Origin of the sequence: Bacillus sp. 5B6 (assembly GCF_000259405.1) — a bacterium.
GTDB classification, from domain to species: Bacteria; Bacillota; Bacilli; order Bacillales; family Bacillaceae; genus Bacillus; species Bacillus velezensis.
Window position 1 is genome coordinate 2,826,729 of the sequence record NZ_AJST01000001.1, and the last position, 20,008, is coordinate 2,846,736.

Consider the following 20,008-nt stretch of genomic DNA (forward strand, 5'->3'; position numbering starts at 1 on the left):
CCATTTGATGTGTGCTGTTATTTTTTTTCATCTTTTTTCTCATCTTTCTTGTCGTTCTCTTTGTTATCTTTCGCTTTGTCTTGTCTGCTTTCATCCTGTCCGGCGGAAGCTTCGGCGGTGTCACCGTTTTCCTCCGCTTCTTTATGCTGCTCCTCCGCCTCTTTTTTCGCCTTCGCAAGCTCGCTTTCCACGGCGTCCAGTTCTTTCTGCTTTTCGTCGTCTTTCATACTGTCATCCGCTAATAATTGCTGTTTATATTTTGTAAGTCCGAGCCAGATGTACGGGTTGTACTCAAGATTGCGGCCGATTTTGATGGCTTCTTCATTTTCCCCTCTGCCGATATCAATCCAATAAAGGAAGTGCTTCGGGTCTGATTGCAGCGTCACCAGATTCCCGATGTTTTTCCGCTGCTCTTCCCTCAGATTTTCAACTGCTACATAAGAGGAAGCAAGCTCGTACTGGACAGATTCCGGGAGGCTTTCTGCATCGTATTTAGCGAGTGTATCAATGACTTTGCTGTACTGCTGATTTAAAAAATAGCGGTTGCTTTCTGTAATTGCCTCTTGCTTCGGCTGGGCGAAAAATAGAACGTATAAGGAGTAAAGAAGTGTCGGCACAAGGAGGACGGCAAGCGCCAGACCGGCGTATCTTTGGATTTTCCATTTCTTTTTCGGCAGTTTTATGTATGTCTTGTCCCTTTCTTCGAGGGAATCAATTGCGGTTTGAATGGTTTCTTCCAGTTCTTCAATCGTCTCCGCCTCTAGCACGCTTTTCACCTCAGGAGAGAAGTGAAGCGTCTCCTTGTACTTCAAATATTCATCGAAGGTGTACGCCCCGTCAGCTGCAAGCGCCGCACAGACTTTAAGCTCTTTTAACACCCTTTCTCTATCTTCCTCATAAGGCGGAAGGCTCTCCTTTACGCCGTAATGAAGAAAGTAAGGCGTCAGCGCTTTATCAAACACGATATTTTCAGGGGCGGCAATCAGATTGAGACGTTTCAGCTTATGCTGTTTCACGGCTTGGACGAGACGGTAGGCAAATTGCCACCTGCTTTTTTTATCTTTTCCTTTTATATAGCGGAAAGCCTGATAAGAAGAAGGAGGTTTGATTGTGATGGTTACTTCGTCTTCTGAAACTGAGACCTCTTTTTGAAAAAAAGGATCAGCATCTTTAATCACGTTTGCTTCCAGCCCGTCAAGAAGCTTGATTTTTTCCCGCTGGAAGGTGAACGTGAAGCCTGATTCGGTTTCTTCCCGGACGGCGTCTAATTCTGTTTCTAAATAAGATCTGTTATGACCTGTCATTCCACCATGTCCTTTCATAAAATTTCAAGGCGGTCTCCGTTCGTAATGCCGCAGTCAGATAGCTTTTGTTCTCCGGAAAAAACCGCTTCTTTATTGACCACTCTGATCCAATAGCCTTCACGCGGCGGAACGGATACATGCTGAGCCTGCCGGGCAATATCGATGACTTTTTTCACAGAATGGTAATCTGACAATCTGAGATCGAAGACGCTGCCGTTATAATGTGTTAAATCTATTGTAATATCGATATACATATTCATATCACCCTTACATAGAAAGAGCGCCGTCTTCTTGATTGAATCAGGCGCTCCGTTTCTTCATTCATCTTATTATCCGCGAATTTGGTTAGCGATATCTTGGTCAGTAGACTCAAGCGTATTTGCCGTTTGATCGAGCTGATGATTCACATCTTGAAGCAATTCAGACATTTTAATAAATGAAGGTTTCAGCTGCTCATATTGATCTGCAAATGCTTCACTTGAAGCACCTTCCCACATGCCTTTCAAATCAGAAATCATGCGGTTCAGGCGGTCAACCTGATTCATGACTTCCTGACTTTCAACGCCATATTGCTTAGCCATCGCTCTTAGCTCTTCGGGTGTGACACGAATTAATCCAGACATATTCCTTATACCCTCCTGTGTCATCAGCCTAAATATGGGCTAATTCACTTATTTTTTGAACGTCATTATTATAAAAACAACCATTCGGCACAGTCAAACAAATCTGTTTTAATTTTACAAAATGAGTCTTATGATATATTGGATTTTTCGGCATATTTACACATTTTGTAAATATAGTAGTGTGATTTTCTTATTATTTTCGTTTTCATCGAATGATCTTATTGTCCTAGTCTATTTCCCTGCAAAGATGCCTTTCAGTCTGAAAAGCAAGATGGTAAGATCAAGATATGAAGCTATGAAAAAGTAGGGATACAGATGACCAATCCAAAGGATCCATTTAAGTACAGTTTCGACAGGCTTGAAGATGTTGCCGACCATATCAGTGAAGTTCTTCAATGCCCCATTACAATAGAAGACGTTAATCATAAACTGCTTGCATACAGCACGCACAGCGATTGTACAGATCCGGCCCGGACGTCGACGATTATCGGGCGGAGGGTGCCGGAGAAAGTCATCAACAAACTGTGGAAAGACGGAACCATTCCGGCCCTTTTAAAAACGGACCAGCCGATCAAAGTGAAAGAAATTGACGAGGTGGGCCTGAGCAACCGCGTGGCGATTTCCATCTGGAAAAACAGTCAGGTTCTCGGATTTATTTGGGCGCTTGAGATCAAAAAAAAGCTCAATGACGAGGACCTGAAAACACTTCAGCTGGCAGCCAAAGCGGTGCGGAATAAACTTTTGCACCTGCAGATCCGCAAAACGAAAATCGAAGAGCGGGGCCAGGAGTTTTTTTGGAAAATGCTGACCGGCCATATTTATCAGGAAGCCGAAATGGCCGAAGGGTTTCATAAGCTCGGAATGGCGCTGCCGTCCGTGTTCAGCGTCATGATCATCCGTTTACATGATGAGCTGACTGAAAAGACGGAACAGCAGCTGCAATATTTGCAGGAAACGACACAGCAGATTCATGTCATGCTGGCGACTGTTGATTCAAATGAATTAATCTTATTAGCCGCGCCGAAAACCGATCAGCCTTTTAAAGATTTAAAGCACTTCGCCCATCATATTCAAAAACAGCTGAAGGAACGATATAAAATTGAGGATGCGTCGATTGCGGTCGGCGGTATTTACGAATCGATTTCTTATGTTTACCGCTCCTATCAGGAAGCGCTTTCCGTATTAAAAGCGAAAGAGCGGTTTGTGAGAGAAACCAAACACCTTTTTAGCTTTTCGGAACTCGGCATTTATCAGTACCTGGATGTGTTGGATGAAAAACGCAAGCACAGCGGCTATATGAACTATTCCCTCTCAAAGCTTGAGCAGTATGACAGGGAGCACCAAGCCGATATGGTAAAAACGCTCGAACGTTTTATTGATGCCGACAGCAACGTCAACACCGCCGCTAAAGCGCTTAACATCCATGTCAATACATTGAATTACAGGCTGAAAAGAATCAGCCAGATCGCAGAAATCGACTTAAAAAATGTGAATGAAAAGTTTACGATTTACCTTGATATCAAACTTCGCAGCATGGGTTCGTGAAATTTCACAAATCCGTGTTTTTTTATTTTCTGTTTCAAACAAAGAATTTTCGCAAAAATCGCGCTACACTTGAAGCATCACACAAACATTGGGGGAAACAGACATGATTATCGGGGTTCCAAAGGAAATCAAAAACAATGAAAATCGAGTGGCATTAACACCTGGAGGCGTTTCACAGCTTATCGGAAACGGCCATCGGGTTCTTGTGGAATCCGGAGCGGGACTCGGAAGCGGCTTTACAAATGAAGATTATGTATCAGCAGGGGCGGAAATTCTGGAGGACAGAAAGCAAGTATGGGATGCGGAAATGGTCATGAAGGTAAAAGAACCGCTGGCTGAAGAGTATGCGTATTTCCGTCAAGGTCTGGTCTTATTCACTTACCTTCATTTAGCTGCAGAGCCGGAATTAGCTAAAGCGCTTACAGAAAAAGGCGTGACAGCTATCGCGTACGAAACGGTAACGGACGGACGTTCCCTTCCGCTGCTTACGCCGATGTCCGAAGTGGCCGGCAGAATGGCCGCGCAAATCGGGGCTCAGTTTCTTGAAAAACCAAAGGGCGGAAAAGGAATTTTATTAGCCGGCGTACCGGGTGTATCCCGCGGAAAAGTCACGATCATCGGAGGGGGCGGCGTCGGAACAAATGCCGCGAAAATGGCTGTCGGACTCGGTGCCGATGTGACAATGATCGATTTGAACGCAGACCGCCTGCGTCAGCTTGATGATATTTTCGGGCATCAGATTAAAACCTTGATGTCAAACCCTGTAAATATTGCAGATTCCGTCGCGGAAGCGGATCTTCTGATCTGCGCCGTGCTCATCCCGGGAGCCAAAGCGCCGACTCTCGTTACGGAAGAAATGGTTAAACAAATGAAACCGGGTTCCGTCATTGTTGATGTTGCCATCGATCAGGGCGGCATTGTGGAAACCGTTGATCATATTACAACCCACGATAATCCGACTTACGAAAAACACGGCGTCGTTCACTACGCTGTCGCCAATATGCCGGGCGCCGTACCGCGTACGTCTACGCTCGCATTAACGAATGTAACCGTTCCTTACGCGCTTCAAATCGCCAATAAAGGCGCGGCACAAGCCATTGCAGACAGCCCTGCGCTCAAAGCGGGCTTAAATACGGCTAACGGACATGTCACGTATGAAGCGGTAGCCAAAGACTTAGGCTATGACTACGTGCCTGCTGAAAAAGCAATGCAGGGTTCGGCTGCAAAAGCTTAATAGATATGAAGAGGACAGCCTGATCAGCGGGCTGTCCTTTTTTCTTTCTCATAAAAGGAAAAACGGCCCCCTGTCTCGAATATCAATTCATATCCCGGAAGAAAAAGGAGGATTCATATGGCTGTTCAGCACTATGGTGTATTAAAAGGCACTGTGTCAGATATGAAAAGGGAAACAGATGATGATTCTCCGCATTTTCAAGTCGAGGTGCTAGGCGAGCCTGATACGCGCTATCGCTGTGCGATCAATGTCATGTCAAGTTCAAAAGAATCAGAGGTTCTGTATGCGGCACGCGATCATTTTGACGCAAGCGCGATCACCCTGCTGCCCAACATTCCGTATGGATATACCCCAATTGATGAAACCAGCCGTGAGCTGGCGCTGGATTATGTCCGCGGCGGATTGTTTGATCCCCGGAACATGGTGCCCCTCCCGCATGAAGTCACCGGTCCGGATAATGACTTAAATGACTTTATTGAGACGTACATGCAAAAAGCCAAATCAGAAAAAGCCACCGTCTATATTTACGGCTCTAAATTCGGGCCGGAGCCGGGCGCTGATAAGATTTTCGGGTTCAAGCCGACAAACGGCATGCATAATATTCATATGAATCAGGGAAACCCAATTGATACACGCTGGAAGAAGGATAACGGAACGTGGCACGACGGCGGTATTTTAATCCAGTTTGCAGACCAGTGGGCCGCGGTCTTTTTGGCTTTTCTGTCTCAGTCATGGTGCACGAATGAAGAAGGCCACCCTTATACATTTTGTGATCATACACAGCTTAACGGCTGATGTCCGCATAAAAAGCCTGCCGAAATAACGGCAGGCTTTTCTTATTACATTTTAGCGGCTTCCGCCTGTTTCAGGCTTTCCGGCCTCATATCACGCCAGTTTGTTTCAATATATTCGAGACAAACGGGGCGGGTTTCATTCGTGAGGCGGGTTTCCCAGCCGTCCGGCACATCCAGATAGGCCGGCCACAGTGAGTACTGGCCTTCAGCATTGACGAGCACGTGGTATGAGCCGTCTTCCCGTTCAAATGGATTTGTCATATCATCTCTTTCCTTTCTTTACCGGACTGTACGCCGTCCGTTTAATTTCTCTGCCAGAATCGCGCCAATGTCGGCAAGCGGGCCCGGCTGGCACATATCTTTATGGCGGCAGTCTAAGTCATACCGCTCGATTTTCCCCGTAATATACGGTTTCCAAGTATCCGGCTCAATCGGGTCAAACCACTCCGGAATAATCGTTGATCTGAAGAACAGCACATCTCCGTGGAACGGCTTCGGCTTGTATGTTCCTAACAGCCCGACAGAATTAACGTACGTGTCTTTCAGATTCATCATCACTGACTCGTCCAGGCTGGCTAATGCGCTTCCCTCACGGCGGAGAATGGTCAGCGCGGTGTCAAAATCAAGCGGCTGATCCCCGAGGCTGTCCGGGTCGTACCCTCCCAGGGCAAGCAGCGCGATGACGGCTTCCTCGTCATCAGGCGCATTTTTTATCGGCAGAAAATGATTCGGATACGCGTCAAGCATCACCAATAGCGAAACCTCTTCACCCCGGCTCTGTAATTGTGTCGCCATGGCCTGAATGACATTCCCTCCAAGAGACCAGCCAAGCAGACGGTACGGCCCTTTCGGCTGCACGGTGCGGATTTTTTCAATATAATCCGCCGCCATGTCATCTAAGCTTTGCGGAAGCGGTTCTTTTTTTCCGATGCCTCTCGCCTGTAAGCCGTATATCGGATAATCAGCCTCTAAAGAAGACATCAGCCCGGCATAACACCAGCTGAGACCGCCGGCCGGATGGACACAGAACAACGGTGTTTCTTCTCCTGCCGTTCTGAGCGGAAGAAGAACATCAAGCGCGCTTGCGCCCGTTCCTGACTCAAGTCTTTCAGCAAGGCTTGCCACCGTAGGAGCTTCAAATAGTGTTCCGATACTGAGCTCGGCTCCCATCGCTTCCCGAATACGGCTCATTAAATGAACCGCAAGCAAAGAATGGCCGCCTAAATCAAAAAATCTGTCATCAATACCGACACGCGGCAGATGAAGCACCTCTGCGAACAGCTCACACAGCATTTCTTCCTGCGGCGTTCTCGGTCCCCGGCCGGTGACCTCCGTTTGGAAGTCAGGCGCAGGGAGCGCTTTTCGGTCAAGCTTTCCATTCGGTGTCAGCGGCAGTTCATTCATTTGGACAAAAGCTGACGGAACCATGTAATCCGGCAGGCTTTCTTCGGCAAACCGGCGCATGTCCCCCGTGTCCAAGGTGCTGCCGGCAGATCGGACAAGGTAGGCGGCCAGCCGTTTATCTCCCGGCCGGTCTTCACGGACGACTACGGCGGCATCCTCGACATCCGGATGTTTGACGAGAACCGCTTCGATTTCTCCCAATTCAATCCGGAAGCCGCGGATTTTAATCTGGTGGTCCGCCCTGCCCATATAATCAAGAGAACCGTCTGTCCGCACACGGGCTAAATCCCCCGTCCGGTACATTCTCGTTCCCGGCGGGCCGTACGGATCAGCCACAAAGCGTTCGGCGGTCAGGCTTTGCCGCCCTAAGTAGCCGCGTGCCACGCCTCCTCCGGCAACATACATTTCGCCCGTGATGCCCGGGGGCACAGGCTCCAGCCGGTCATCAAGCACATATACGTTCAGATCAGGAATGCCGCAGCCGATGAGGCTGTTTGCTCTCAGTTCGGCAATGTTTTTGTCTAATTCAAGGTAACTGACGTGCACCGTCGTTTCCGTAATGCCGTACATATTCACGAGCACCGGCTGATTGTCTGCGTGGCGGCTGTACCAATCCTCAAGCCGGCTCAGCTCAAGCGCCTCGCCGCCGAAGATGATATATCTGAGTGCGAGCTGACGCCCCAGCTCTTTGTGTTCTTTTTCCGCATGCATCAGCTGGTAAAACGCTGACGGCGTTTGGTTAAGTACAGTCACCCGCTCTTTCACGAGGAGATGTAAAAACGCTTCCGGCGATCTGCTGATGTCATGCGGCACGACGACGAGACGTCCGCCGTGAAGCAGCGGCCCCCACATTTCCCAGACAGAGAAATCGAAAGCGTAGGAGTGAAACATCGTCCATACATCATCAGAATGAAAGTGATACCAATGCCGCGTCGACTCAAACAGCCGGATAACATTGCTGTGCGGAATGATGACACCTTTCGGCACACCTGTTGATCCCGACGTGTAAATGACATAGGCCGGGTGAAGCGGTGACAGCGGACGAATACGGTCGGCATTCTCAGGGTTCGTGACGGCATATTGCCGAAGTGTTTCCTTGTTCTGCGGATCATCCAAGATGAAGGCCGGCATGCCGCTTTCGATAGAGAGCTTACTTGCGCCTTCACGGTTGGTGAGCATAAATACAGGCTTGGCATCATGTAACATAAAAGCAATGCGGTCCGCGGGATAATCAGGATCAAGCGGCAAATACGCTGCCCCCGTCTTCAGGACGGCTAACAGCCCGACAATCATATCTAAAGAACGCGGCAGCGCCAGTGCGACAAACTGCTCCGGGCCGACGCCGCGGGCAATCATCATGTGTGCGAGCTGATTGGCTTTTTCATTCAGCTCTTTATAAGTGAGACCGCTCTCTTCAAATACTGCCGCCGTTTCATCCGATTTTGCGGCGGCCTGTATTTCAAACAATTCAGGCAGTGTCTGCCGAGGCTGAATATGCTGTTTTGCCCGATTAACCGGCAAAAGCTTCCGGCGCTCTTCATCAGAAAGAATGGTTAAGCTTCCGATCGGTTTTTCCGGATGTGATGCAGCATCTTCGAGCAGAAGAAGCAGGCGTCCGGCAAGTGCTTCGGCCGTTTCTTTTCTGAATAAGTCCGTACTGAACTCCAGCAGGCCTTCAATACCGGCAGGCGTGCCGTCGTCATGGCGCTGTTCAGCCAATTCCAGCGTCAAATCAAATTTGGACGACCCGACACTGCTGATTTGCAGGCTTGTTTCCATATCAGGAAGACTGAGTACAGGGTCAGGCGTATTTTGGAATGCGAGCATCACTTGGAACAGCGGATGTCTTGATCGGGAACGAACCGGATTCAATTCTTCCACGAGACGTTCAAACGGCACATCCTGATGTTCATATGCTGCGAGATTCATTTCTCTGACCCTTTCAAGGAGCTCACAAAAGCTCGGATCGCCAGAGGTATCGGTTCTCAGTACGAGTGTATTAATGAACATACCCACAAGGTCTCCTAATGCGTCATCACTGCGTCCTGCTATCGGACTTCCGATCGGAATATCGGTCCCTGCACCGAGCCGGGTCAGTAACGCGGAAAGCCCTGATTGAAGCACCATAAACAGGCTTACGCGCTGATTTCTGGCAAGTGAGAGAAGACGGGCATGCAGCTCTTGGCCGATATTGACCGGAATGACGCCGCCCCTGTAGCTTGATTCAGCGGGACGCGGAAAATCAGACGGCAGCTCCAGCTGATCCGGTACATTTTCAAGCGTTTTCTTCCAAAAATCCAATTGGCGTGCAATTAAGCTCTCAGAATCAGACGCGCTGCCTAAAAGCTGCTGCTGCCAAAGCGCATAATCCGCATATTGAACCGCCAGCGGCGCCCATTCTGCTTTTTCACCTGTTTGCCGGGCGATATAGGCTATGGATAAGTCACGCATGAGCGGATTCAAGGACCAGCCGTCACCTGCGATGTGATGCAGGAGAATCATCAGCGTATACTCGTCGTCACCAAGATCAAACAGCTCAGCCCGGACGGCCGGCTCTTTAGCGAGATCAAACCGATATCGTGCCGCAGCGGCAAGCATGTCTTGGAGCTCGTTTTTGTCTGCACGTGTCACTGTAAACACAGGGCGGCGGGCTTCTTCAGCAGATAAAATGAGCTGATGCGATGATCCCTTATTTTCCGGAAAAATGGTGCGCAGGCTTTCATGACGGCTGACAACATCGTAAAAGGCGTGTTTCAGCGCTGATTGGTCAAGCTTGCCTGACATGCGGACAATCACCGGAATGTTGTAAGTCGGGCTTGGCCCTTCAAGACAGTAGAGAAACCATAGACGCTGCTGCGCAAATGACAGCGGGATGTGCTCCGGCCGGTCAAACGGTTTGAGCTTAGGCCGCGCGCTCTTTGCGGTGTCAAGCTGTGCGGCGAGCCCGGCAACGGTCGGCGTATCAAACAGACGGCCGATGCCAAGCTCTGCGCCCATCGTCTCCCGGACCCGGCTCATCAGGCGTCCGGCTAAGAGCGAATGTCCGCCCAATTCAAAGAACCCGTCATCAATTCCGACCCGCGCGAGACCGAGAACCTCGGCAAACAGATCGCATAATATTTCTTCCTGCGGCGTCCGCGGCCCTCTGTCAGAGAGGACAGCGGAAAAATCAGGTGCAGGCAGAGCGCTGCGATCGAGCTTCTTATTCGGCGTCAGCGGCAATTCTTTCAGCTGTACAAACGCGCCTGGCACCATATAATCCGGCAGGCTTTCGGCCATATATGCACGAAGTCCGCCGATATCAAGGGGCTGATCCGAGACAGCATAAGCCGCCAGCCGCTTATCTCCCGGCTGGTCTTCACGGACAATGACGGCGGCCTGCGAAATACCCGGATATTTCGACAGCACTGACTCAATTTCTCCTAATTCTATCCGGAACCCGCGGATTTTAATTTGGTGATCGGCTCTGCTGATATAATCAAGCGAGCCGTCCTCACGCCAGCGCACGAGATCTCCCGTCCGGTACATCCTCGCGCCCGCGGGGCCGTACGGATCGGCAATGAATCTTTCAGCTGTTAAATCAGGACGGTTATAATAACCTCTGGCAAGCCCCTCGCCCGCGATATAAAGCTCGCCCGCGACTCCCGGCGGGACGGGCTGCAATGCGGCGTCCAGCACGTATACCCGCGTGTTCCAAATCGGCTTTCCGATCGGAGGCGCTCCTGTATGGCCTTTTGCAAGCGGCTGTGCGGCCGACCAGATTGTTGTTTCAGTCGGCCCGTACAGATTCGTCACCGTACAGCCTGATTCAAGCAGAGCATGCATAAGCGCGTTCGGAAGCGCCTCACCTCCGACAAGCACCTGCAGCGCCCGGAGAGAATCCGGTTCATTGGTGACTAATGAATGCCACAATGTCGGCGTTGCCTGCATGATTGAAATACCGTATGAGTGAATCATGTGCGCAAGCGCCCGCGGTTCCTGAATCGTCTCTTTACGTGCGATGACGCACCCCGCCCCGCTGATGAGCGGAAGGAAGAGCTCAAGTCCGGAAATATCAAACGCCGCTGTCGTAACAGCAAGCAGGCGGTCTTGTTCCCCGAGCGGGAACATTTCCCGCATGGATAAGAGGAAATTGCTTACGCTTTTTAATGTCACGACTACGCCTTTCGGTTTGCCCGTTGAACCCGATGTATAGATGATATAAGCGGGGTGCAAAGGCGAACATTCCGCCTGAGCGGGACAGTCAGCATTATGAGCAGCAACGTTTTTTACCGTATCCGGGTCATCGAGAATGATCCTTTTTGCATCACTGTCTTCCGGCATGCGGCCGGATAATTCCATCGTTGTAATCAGGCATGCAGGCTGTGCATCTTTGAGCATGTATGTGATCCGCTCAGAAGGAAAATCAGGATCAAGCGGCAGGTATGCGGCTCCCGTTTTCAAAACGGCCAGCATGCTCACGGCCAACTCCTGTGACCGCGGAAGCAGCAAAGCGGCAAATTGTTCCGGTCCGAGCCCCTTTTCCTTTAGCATGCCGGCAAGCTGGTTCGCGCGCTTGTTCAATTCGGCATAGCTGAGCTCTTCGTTTTCGGTGATGATTGCCGGCCGGTCCGGTGTTTTTACGGACTGTTCGTAAAACAGCTCCGGCAGACTTTTCTGCTTCTCGGTCTTGCGCGTGTCATTCCAGCTTTCCAGTACGCAGAGACGTTCACTTTCAAGCAGAAGGTTGAGTGTGCCGATTTTTTGTGTCTGGTCTTTCACAGCGGATTCCAACAGAAGCAGGAATCGTTTTTGATGGTTTTCAATATCTTCGGCGCTGTATACTTCCGGATTCGCATCAAAGTCCACACGCATTCCGCTTCCGTCCGCTCTGTCGTAAACGTTAATTGACAAATCATCAACGGGCCCGGCTGATAAGTTATGAACGGTCCCCCGCGCTCCGGCGAAATCAAGCGCGTAGTCAAACGGCATCACATTGACTTGCGGGCCGAACAGCCTGCGATTTTCTCCGAGCAATTTAAGGTCGCGGCGCATGTCTTCATGGCGGTATTTCTGATGGCGCCGGATGTTTCGGATTTCTTTTGCCACTTGGCTGACGGCCTCATGAAAATTCATATCCGGGCGGAGAGAAAGCCGTAAAGGCAGAAGATTCATGACCATAATCGGAATATTCAGTGAAATCGAGCCGATCCGTCCCATCATCGGTAAACCGAGCACGATATCCCCTGCGTTTGTCATCCGATGGACATATACCGCTGCTGCGGCCGTGACGGCTTCATGCCAGTTCGGAATCGCTTTTACATGCTGTAAAGCCGCTTCAGAAAGATAAGCCGTGCTCCTGTGAAAGCTTGTTGACGTTCTCGGCGCTCTTTCCGCCAAACTGACGACATCAGGTTCATCTGCAAATTTCTCCATCCAAAATTCCCGATCTTTCAGGAATTGATCAGACGCTCGGTATTCTTGTTCTTCTTTTACCAGCTCCTCCAAAGAGCCGAAGGAGCGCCCGTTATCCGGACGTCCTTCCCGTATTGCGGTGTACATTTGCGCCGTACGCCGTGCCAGCAGTGAAAAACCGTAGCCGTCTATCGCAATGTGGTGAATGCGCTGATACCAGAAAAAGCGTTCCGGTCCCGCCTGAAATAAAATGTCGCGGAACAAAGGCCCGGCCGCCATATCAACGGGCTCAGCCAAATCTGTCTGCATGAGTCTGAGTGCGGCCTGCTTTGGATCAGCTTCTGAACTCACATCTATGACATCGATCGCAGCCTCAAATGGAGGATTGATGATCTGCTTCGGCCCGTCTGCTCCCTCCTCGAAGCGGGCGTGTAATGACGCGGCTTCCGTCAGCACGCGTTCGAGAGTGGTTTTAAATATGTTCACATCGATCGCGCCGTTTATCTCAACGTACTCGCCTGTATTGTAAATCGGATTATCAGGATCAAGCTGCTGCGCAAACCAGATACCGGCCTGTGCGCCTGTCAGAGGCAGCTGTTGTGTATCATGCATTCTATTCTCTCCCTTTATAAATAATCTGCGTTCGGCAAGACTTTTTGAGATCGGGAAGAAAGAAGTCTCCACCACTCTTCCAGCGTCGGGTTCTCCGCCAGTTCCACAAACGTCACTTCAGCTCCGTCACGGCGCCATTGTTCGACAAGGCTCATGATTCTGACGGAGTCAAGACCTCTGTCCAGCAGGTCTTCATGATCCGGAATATCAGACGGTGATTCTTGAAGAATCGCCGCAATTTGTTCCCGCACCCGGTCTTTTGTCAATACGGCGGAAGCCTTCTTTTCTCCTTCAGAAACCGGCGCGCCGCCCAGCAGCTCCAGCACTTCGTTTGTCAAAGCTGTGTAAGCGCAGCGCTGAGACGCATATTCGATGGCCATCTTATGTTTTTCTGAAGAAAAATCAGCAACGGCATCTCCGATAAAGAAGCTTTGGATATCATCCATAAATGCTTCACATGCTGTGACGAGGCAGCCGATGTGTGCATAAATTCCCGTAATCATGAGCTGGTCTCTGCCGCTTTCACGCATGATCTCAAGGAGATTCGTCCGTTTAAACGCGCTGTATCTCCACTTTGTGAGGACAATGTCCTGATCATCCGGGGCAAGCTCCGGAATGACCTTTTCTTCATAGGGCCCGCTTTTTAGCCCCGGCCCCCAAAAATCCGTCAGCAGCGCACGGTCCGCCGGGTCTTGGCTGCCCGGCTGCGCGGTATACACCACCGGAATGCCAAGTGCTTTGCATTGCTCTTTTATTTTTTTGATATTCTTAGACGCCTCTGTGATCGGAGCGACACCTTTCGCAAAAGCATCGACGAAATAATTCTGCATGTCATGGATCAGAAGCACCGCGCGTTTCGGATTCAGCGTCCACGATACTTTATTTTCAGGCATATCTGACGCTGTCGGCAGCGCATATGCGGGAATAGACGGTATAGCCAATGTAAACACTTCCTTTTTTTAAGATTGTTTGATTTCAGCCGGCTTTACTTTTTGGGCGATCGTTTCGCGAAGATCCTTTTTACTGACCTTGCCGACGCCGGTTTTCGGGAAAGAAGCGATAAATTCAATCCGGTCGGGGATTTTATATGCCGCCAGTCCGCGCTCCCGTAAAAACGCTTTCAGCTCTCCCGGTTTCGGTGCTTCTCCTTTCGGAATGACGAACACACAGGAACGTTCTCCGAGAAAGTCATCCGGCATTGAAACCATGGCGGCATCATGAACGGCAGGATGCGCAAGAAGGTGATTTTCCACCTCCTCAGCGGCTATTTTTTCACCGCCCCGATTGATTTGATCTTTCGCACGTCCTTCGACGATGATATAGCCGTCCGCCGTCAGTTTGACGATATCGCCGGTCTGATAAAATCCGTCGGCTGTGAATGATCTTTCATTATGTTCTGGCGCTTTATAATATCCGCGAATCGTGTAAGGGCCGCGTGTAAACAAATGTCCCGCTTCACCGGGGGCGACATCCCGCCCGTCATCGTCTAAAACCCTTACCTCATCAAAAGGTGACATCGGTCTGCCTTGCGTATTGACAATGATCTCTTCAGGATCATCCAGTCTCGTATAATTCACCAATCCTTCCGCCATTCCGAAAACCTGCTGAAGGGTGCATCCGAAAGCGCTCTTTACGCGGCGGGCCGCCTCAGCGCTGAATTTGGCGCCTCCCACCTGCAGCACTTGAAGGCTTGATAAATCATCACTTCGCGAACCGGATGCGTCCATCCACACCATCGCAAGCGGCGGGACGAGCGCTGTAATCGTGACACGTTCTTTTTCAATTAACGGGAAGCAGTCATCCGGACTCGGCGTCGGTGACAGAACAACCCGGCCTCCGGCATATAAAGTTCCCAGCACACCTGGCGAGCTGAGCGGATAATTATGCGCTGTCGGCAGAGCGGCCAAATAAACGCTGTGATGATCCAAGCCGCATATTTCCGCGCTGAGGCGTAAACTGTATATGTAATCGTCGTGTGTTCGCGGAATCAGCTTGGACAGCCCCGTACTGCCTCCTGAAAGCTGTAAAAAGGCGACTTCCGCCGGGCTTACATCTTCCAGCTGAACAGGCTCTCTATGCAGGCTGCTCAGTTCCTGAAACTCTTCAGCTTCGCCGGCCACAATGACATGCGCCAAATCCGGAAGTTTGTCTTTCACCTGTCTGGCAAGCGCCCTATAATCAAAACCTGAATGCATACCAGGAATGATGTATGCTTTCGCCTCTGCAAACTCGCAGAAATACGTAATCTCACTGCTTCTATGAGAAGGCAGCGCGAAAACGGGCAGTGCTCCGAGGCGGAACAGCGCGAAAATCACTTCAAAAAACTCAGCGATATTCGGCAGCTGAACGACAACGCGGTCTTCCTTTTGAATTCCGAGCTCATGCAGCCCCGCCGCTAAACGATCGGCCCTTTCATCTAATTCTTTGTAGGTCCAATGTACATCTTTACACGTCACGGCAGTTTGATTTCCGTATAAAGCCGCGCGCTCTTTCAGCATTCCTCCGAACGTCTCACCCTTCCAGCAGCCGTCTTTTCGGTATTTGTCAGCCCATTCTTCCGGCCATGGCGTAAATCCAGTCAGCACGATCCGTTCCCTCCTTTTTTACAACTCATCTTGGTAAAGCCCCATCGCCCGGAGCATGGTGCGGAATTTCGCCGATGTCTCGTCCAGTTCATCCTGCGGCTTTGATCCGGCGACAATCCCGGCACCCGCAAAGAGCCGGAGAGACCTTGTTTCCGCTTCGGCGCAGCGGAGTGCGATAATCCATTCTCCGTCACCTTCAGCATCACACCAGCCCGCCATTCCCGTGTAGAAATTGCGGTCAAACGGCTCAATATCCTGAATCGCTTCTCTCGCCGCATCCGTCGGCGTTCCGCATACCGCGGGCGTCGGATGCAGGGCGATGGCCAGCTCAAGCGATGTCGTTGACGGATCACGAAGCTCTCCCTTTACCTCGGTGGACAGGTGCCACATCGCCTCAGTTTTAATGAGTGACGGTTTTTCCGGCACATCAAGCACACGGCAGAACGGTTTAAGGGCGGCGGCCACGGCGGCCACAACTACGGCATGTTCATGCAGATCTTTTGCTGATTGCAGCAGTTCTTCCGCTCTTCTCTGATCCTCGGCGGGATCTGTGCTGCGTGGTCTGGAACCTGCCAGCGGATTGGACAGAATCGATGTTCCGTTTTTGGACAGCAGCAGTTCAGGACTTGCGCCGAAAAGCGTTTTTCTTGTTTCTGACGTTCCCGTCACATCCGCAGCGAATGTATAGCCGCGCGGGTTGTGCTGCGCCAAATGCTTGACGGCCTGAGGAATGTCGATATCCTTTTCAGCGGTCAGATGAAGCGTCCTTGACAGCACGATTTTGCTGAGCGGACCGTCCGTAATGTTGAATACGCCTTGTTCCACACCGCTCATAAAGCCCTCAGGCTCCGGAACGGGACGGATGTCATATGTATTGGATTGCGGCTTTTCTGCGGAAGATTCCGCAAACGAAAGCGAGCCTGCCGTATGGACATTCTTCGGTACAAAAAGCCGGGAAGCTTTTCTGCCGTCAAAAGGAATGGCGCCGGCCGCAATCGGATGTTTGATGCCGGCTTTCTTTACCTCAAGAAGCGTCTGTCTCACGCGTTCAGGCAGTGAATCCAGCTGATTTTCCGTGTCTGTATCAGGCACTTCCGCAAACATTCCTTCCGCAAGCATCGTACTTTTCGGGGAAGCTAAAAAGAACGCCCCGGGCTTGTAAGCGTCCAGCACCTCTTTTGCAGACACTTCCGTCAATACATGTTGATTTGTCATGTTTGTCCCTCCTTCTCGTTAAATCAAACGCCTAAAGTAGCGCCGCCATCAACGCATAAATCATGCATCGTAATATGGTTTGCCTGTTCAGAAGCCAGAAACAAAACGGCATTTGCAATATCAGAAGGCTTCGCCAGCTTTTGAAGCGGAATTCCCGTTTTATATGTATCAAGCGAACCTCTGATGACGTCCCGGGCTCCGTTCTCGTCCTGCCACAGCGCCCGCTGCATGTCGGTTTCCGTTGAACCCGGAGATACGATGTTGCAGCGGATATGATGGGCCGCAAGCTCCAGTCCGAGGCATTTCGTAAACATGGCGGCAGCCGCTTTTGACGCCGCATAAGCCGCCATGGAAGCACGCGGAACGCCGGCTGCATTCGAACCGACCGTAACGATGGCGCCCTTTTTCCGCTCAATCATGTACCGGCTTACAGCCCGCGACACATGAAATACGCCGGTCGTATTAACTGAAAATGTTTGATCCCAATCTTCATCACTGAGGGATTGCACCGGACCCGGCCGCAGCACGCCCGCAACGTTCGCCAATATTTCAATAGGCCCCATGTCGCGTTCAACGGCGGCGATGATATCATTGACAGCCGCACTGTCAGATACATCTGCGGCAAACCCCTGCGCCTGCACGCCTTTTTTCCGGAGTCTGTCAGTAAGCCCGAGAAGCAGGTCTTCATTTGTATCTATAGCTGCCACATTTACGCCTTGTTCAGCAAGGGCAAGCGCTGTTGCTTCTCCGATGCCTTGAGCGGCGCCGGTGACAACGGCCGTTTTCCCTTTCATTCCCAATGCGTCCATATTATCATTCCCTTTCTATATTGATAATGATTATCATTATCAATTATGATTCAAGACAATCATATCCAAATCAAAACACGCAGTCAATTAGAAAATTAGAATCAGCCGCATTTAGTTCGAAGGGCCTGTTTTTTCTCATGCGGGAGAATACGGGGTATGCGGCCCTCCCGGATTCAGGCAGAAACGCAGGGCCCTGCTGATTAAAACGGGCAGGACAGAAATATGACCCTCTCCTTCAAACTCGCTGTATTCAGTACGGACTCCATCATCTTCAAATCCGGATAATAAAGAGTACAGCGCCTCTGCGTGCTGCGGGATTCTGCTTTTATGTGTTTTTTCAATTTCTCCCGCAGCCAGCAATACGCTGACTTGAAGATTTTCCGCAGAGAGCCGGTCTGACAAACGTTCCGCTTTTTCCTGAATAAAACGCTTGTTCCAGTGAATTGACGGACTCCCGGCAACATAGGTCTGAAACATGTCCGGCCTCGTCAAAAGCACTTGCAGCACAAAAAGACCGCCCAGCGAATGGCCGAAAATCGTCTGCCTGCCTCTGTCGATCGGATAATCCCGCTCCATCGCGGGCTTTACTTCTTCTTCTATAAAACTCAGAAACGCTTCCGCCCCTCCCTGTTCGGGCCATGCCGCGCCGTGCGGATGCACCGGCAGTTCTGATTCAGAAAGCGGCATCGTAAAATCACTGTGACGTTCGGCGGAAAACGGCTGATCTGTCGGGTAGCCGATTCCGACAATCACCGCCGGAACAACGCCTGTTTTTTCAGGCCGTCGGCTTTGCACCCGCAAAGCTTCGGCCATTGTGCTGAATACGGAATTCGCATCGAGCAGGTATATGACGGGGAAACCGGATGCAGGCGGTTCTTCCTGAGGAAAAGAGACAAAGATACGATACGTACGGCCTCCTTTAGAGCGAATTTCTCTTACTTCTGTGCCCGGAACCGCGTATCGGCCGGCCGGCGTGAAACCCCGCTTTATTTGTTTTCCGTCCATTATATGTTCATCCCCTTTGCGGCAATTGCTTTATCTATGCTTATTGATAATGATTTTCAATATCAAAAGACACCTCAAATAATAGGTTTTTTGCCAAACAAAGTCAATGGATTTTTGATATAAAAAAAGCACCTTATTTCAATAAGGTACCTAAGAACTATATAGTGATAGGGGCTTAATCCCATGTAAAGCGCTCATTCTTCCATGGATCTCCCCTCATATGGTAGCCGTTTTTCTCCCAAAAGCCGGGGTGGTTTTCCTTTGTGAACTGAATGCCGCGCAGCCATTTGGCGCTTTTCCAAAAATAAAGGTGGGGGAAAACGCCTCTGAGCGGATAGCCGTGCTCTGGCGTTAACGGCTCGCCGTTATGCGCATATGCCAGCAGGGATGTTTCCCGCGTAAAATCAGAAAGCGGCAGGTTGGCCGTCCAGCCCTCTTCAGCGTGCAGAATGACGAATCCCGCTTCTTTGTGCACGTCCGCTTTCTCAGCGATGTCTTTGGCGCGTATTCCCTGCCAGATATTATCAAGACGGGACCAGCCCGTGACGCAATGAATATCATTTTTCACTTCGGCTTCAGGAAAGGCTTTGATATCTTCAAAGCTTAACAGTATAGGACGGTCAACAAGCCCGTACACTTGCAGGTTCCATTTTGACATATCTTCATAATAAGGAACATTTCCGGCGTGAAGCACGGGAAACTTCGTTGTGACATTTTGGTTTGGCGGAATCCGTTCCGACTGTTTTGTTGGTTTCGTTTTCCCGAAAAACATATGGCTCCCTCCATTAGTAAACCTGTATTAAATCTTTGTTGACAATCAATCACCCTTCGATTACGCTAATCTGGTACAAGTGTAAGGGGGAAAAACAAATGAAACAACGCAACCTTCGCGCGGGCGATATGGCGCTTATCGGCATGTTTGCCGCACTGATGGCCGTCGGCGCCAACATTACATCAATGGCTCCTTTTTTGCAAGTTGCGGGAATTCCGTTATCGCTGCAGCCTTTCTTTTGTCTGTTAGCCGCGATGCTTCTCGGCGCCAGACGGGCAGCCATCGCAATGACGGTATACGCATTGGCCGGACTCGCGGGGGCGCCTGTTTTCGCCCAATTCTCAGCAGGCTTTGCGCCGTTTATCGGAAAGAGCGGCGGATTTATTCTCGCTTACATCCCGGCGGCATTTGCAGCCGGATGGCTGCTAGAAAAAACAAAAAAACCCGGCCGCCTGCATTATGCATGGGCCTCTTTGATCGGTACCGCCGTCATTTATATCATTGGCACGACCTATACGTATATTGCGCTGAAATTATGGCTTCATGCTCCGATCAGCTACGGAATGGCCTGGTTTTACATGATATGGTTTTTCATAAAAGATATCATTTTAGCACTGTTATTGGCATCAATCGCGCCTGCCGTTTACAGGTCAATTCATAAAGCGACGGGGTTCAGCAGAAATCCGGCGTAAGATGTTCTCAGCATACAAAA

At 50.4% G+C, this 20,008-nt stretch carries 15 protein-coding genes; 4 read left to right on the plus strand and 11 right to left on the minus strand.

Annotated elements, in window-relative coordinates; all coding sequences use genetic code 11:
• Positions 1-17 precede the first annotated feature (17 nt).
• The 3 genes from essB to MY7_RS13410 all read right to left on the minus strand — a co-directional run bounded on the left by essB (position 18) and on the right by MY7_RS13410 (position 1,927).
• The gene (essB, locus tag MY7_RS13400; protein WP_007613457.1) at positions 18-1,304 is read right to left on the minus strand and encodes a type VII secretion protein EssB; all 1,287 of its coding nucleotides are present in this window, start codon (positions 1,302-1,304) and stop codon (positions 18-20) included.
• A gap of 14 nt (positions 1,305-1,318) precedes the next feature.
• Entirely contained in the window at positions 1,319-1,558 is a 240-nt protein-coding gene (locus MY7_RS13405; RefSeq protein WP_007408690.1) for an EsaB/YukD family protein, read from the minus strand.
• Positions 1,559-1,633: 75 nt separating this feature from the next.
• Positions 1,634-1,927, minus strand: coding sequence for a WXG100 family type VII secretion target (locus MY7_RS13410; RefSeq protein ID WP_003152013.1), 294 nt, complete (start codon positions 1,925-1,927; stop codon positions 1,634-1,636).
• Between the two features lie 315 nt (positions 1,928-2,242).
• On the opposite strand from MY7_RS13410, the gene MY7_RS13415 reads away from it, so the two are divergent.
• The 3 genes from MY7_RS13415 (at position 2,243) to MY7_RS13425 (ending at position 5,501) form a co-directional block, all read left to right on the plus strand.
• Positions 2,243-3,472 (plus strand): PucR family transcriptional regulator, encoded by a 1,230-nt coding sequence (locus MY7_RS13415; protein ID WP_007613465.1) that lies wholly within the window; start codon positions 2,243-2,245, stop codon positions 3,470-3,472.
• 103 nt (positions 3,473-3,575) lie between these two features.
• A complete protein-coding gene (gene ald / locus MY7_RS13420) occupies positions 3,576-4,706 on the plus strand; it encodes an alanine dehydrogenase (protein ID WP_003152011.1) in 1,131 nt (376 codons plus the stop codon).
• A gap of 117 nt (positions 4,707-4,823) precedes the next feature.
• Entirely contained in the window at positions 4,824-5,501 is a 678-nt protein-coding gene (locus MY7_RS13425; RefSeq protein WP_007613467.1) for a YukJ family protein, read from the plus strand.
• A gap of 44 nt (positions 5,502-5,545) precedes the next feature.
• Here MY7_RS13425 and MY7_RS13430 read toward each other — a convergent pair whose 3' ends face one another.
• From MY7_RS13430 to MY7_RS13465, 8 genes are all read right to left on the minus strand, one after another.
• Positions 5,546-5,761, minus strand: a complete 216-nt coding sequence (locus tag MY7_RS13430; RefSeq protein WP_007408694.1) for an MbtH family protein — start codon at positions 5,759-5,761, stop codon at positions 5,546-5,548.
• An 18-nt stretch (positions 5,762-5,779) separates the two neighbouring features.
• The gene (locus MY7_RS13435; RefSeq protein ID WP_007613469.1) at positions 5,780-12,910 is read right to left on the minus strand and encodes an amino acid adenylation domain-containing protein; all 7,131 of its coding nucleotides are present in this window, start codon (positions 12,908-12,910) and stop codon (positions 5,780-5,782) included.
• Between the two features lie 14 nt (positions 12,911-12,924).
• Positions 12,925-13,851, minus strand: coding sequence for an isochorismatase (locus MY7_RS13440; protein WP_007613471.1), 927 nt, complete (start codon positions 13,849-13,851; stop codon positions 12,925-12,927).
• A gap of 18 nt (positions 13,852-13,869) precedes the next feature.
• Positions 13,870-15,495 (minus strand): (2,3-dihydroxybenzoyl)adenylate synthase, encoded by a 1,626-nt coding sequence (locus MY7_RS13445; RefSeq protein ID WP_007613472.1) that lies wholly within the window; start codon positions 15,493-15,495, stop codon positions 13,870-13,872.
• Between the two features lie 18 nt (positions 15,496-15,513).
• A complete protein-coding gene (gene dhbC / locus MY7_RS13450) occupies positions 15,514-16,710 on the minus strand; it encodes an isochorismate synthase DhbC (RefSeq protein WP_007613473.1) in 1,197 nt (398 codons plus the stop codon).
• A 23-nt stretch (positions 16,711-16,733) separates the two neighbouring features.
• A complete protein-coding gene (locus tag MY7_RS13455; protein WP_007613474.1) occupies positions 16,734-17,519 on the minus strand; it encodes a 2,3-dihydro-2,3-dihydroxybenzoate dehydrogenase in 786 nt (261 codons plus the stop codon).
• 135 nt (positions 17,520-17,654) lie between these two features.
• Positions 17,655-18,524: an alpha/beta hydrolase gene (locus MY7_RS13460; RefSeq protein WP_007613475.1), complete on the minus strand. Its 870-nt coding sequence runs from the start codon at positions 18,522-18,524 to the stop codon at positions 17,655-17,657.
• Between the two features lie 175 nt (positions 18,525-18,699).
• Positions 18,700-19,296, minus strand: coding sequence for a sulfite oxidase-like oxidoreductase (locus tag MY7_RS13465; protein ID WP_007613477.1), 597 nt, complete (start codon positions 19,294-19,296; stop codon positions 18,700-18,702).
• Between the two features lie 98 nt (positions 19,297-19,394).
• Here MY7_RS13465 and MY7_RS13470 point away from each other — a divergent pair, with 98 nt between their 5' ends.
• Positions 19,395-19,988, plus strand: a complete 594-nt coding sequence (locus MY7_RS13470) for a biotin transporter BioY (RefSeq protein WP_003151994.1) — start codon at positions 19,395-19,397, stop codon at positions 19,986-19,988.
• Positions 19,989-20,008: the final 20 nt, after the last annotated feature.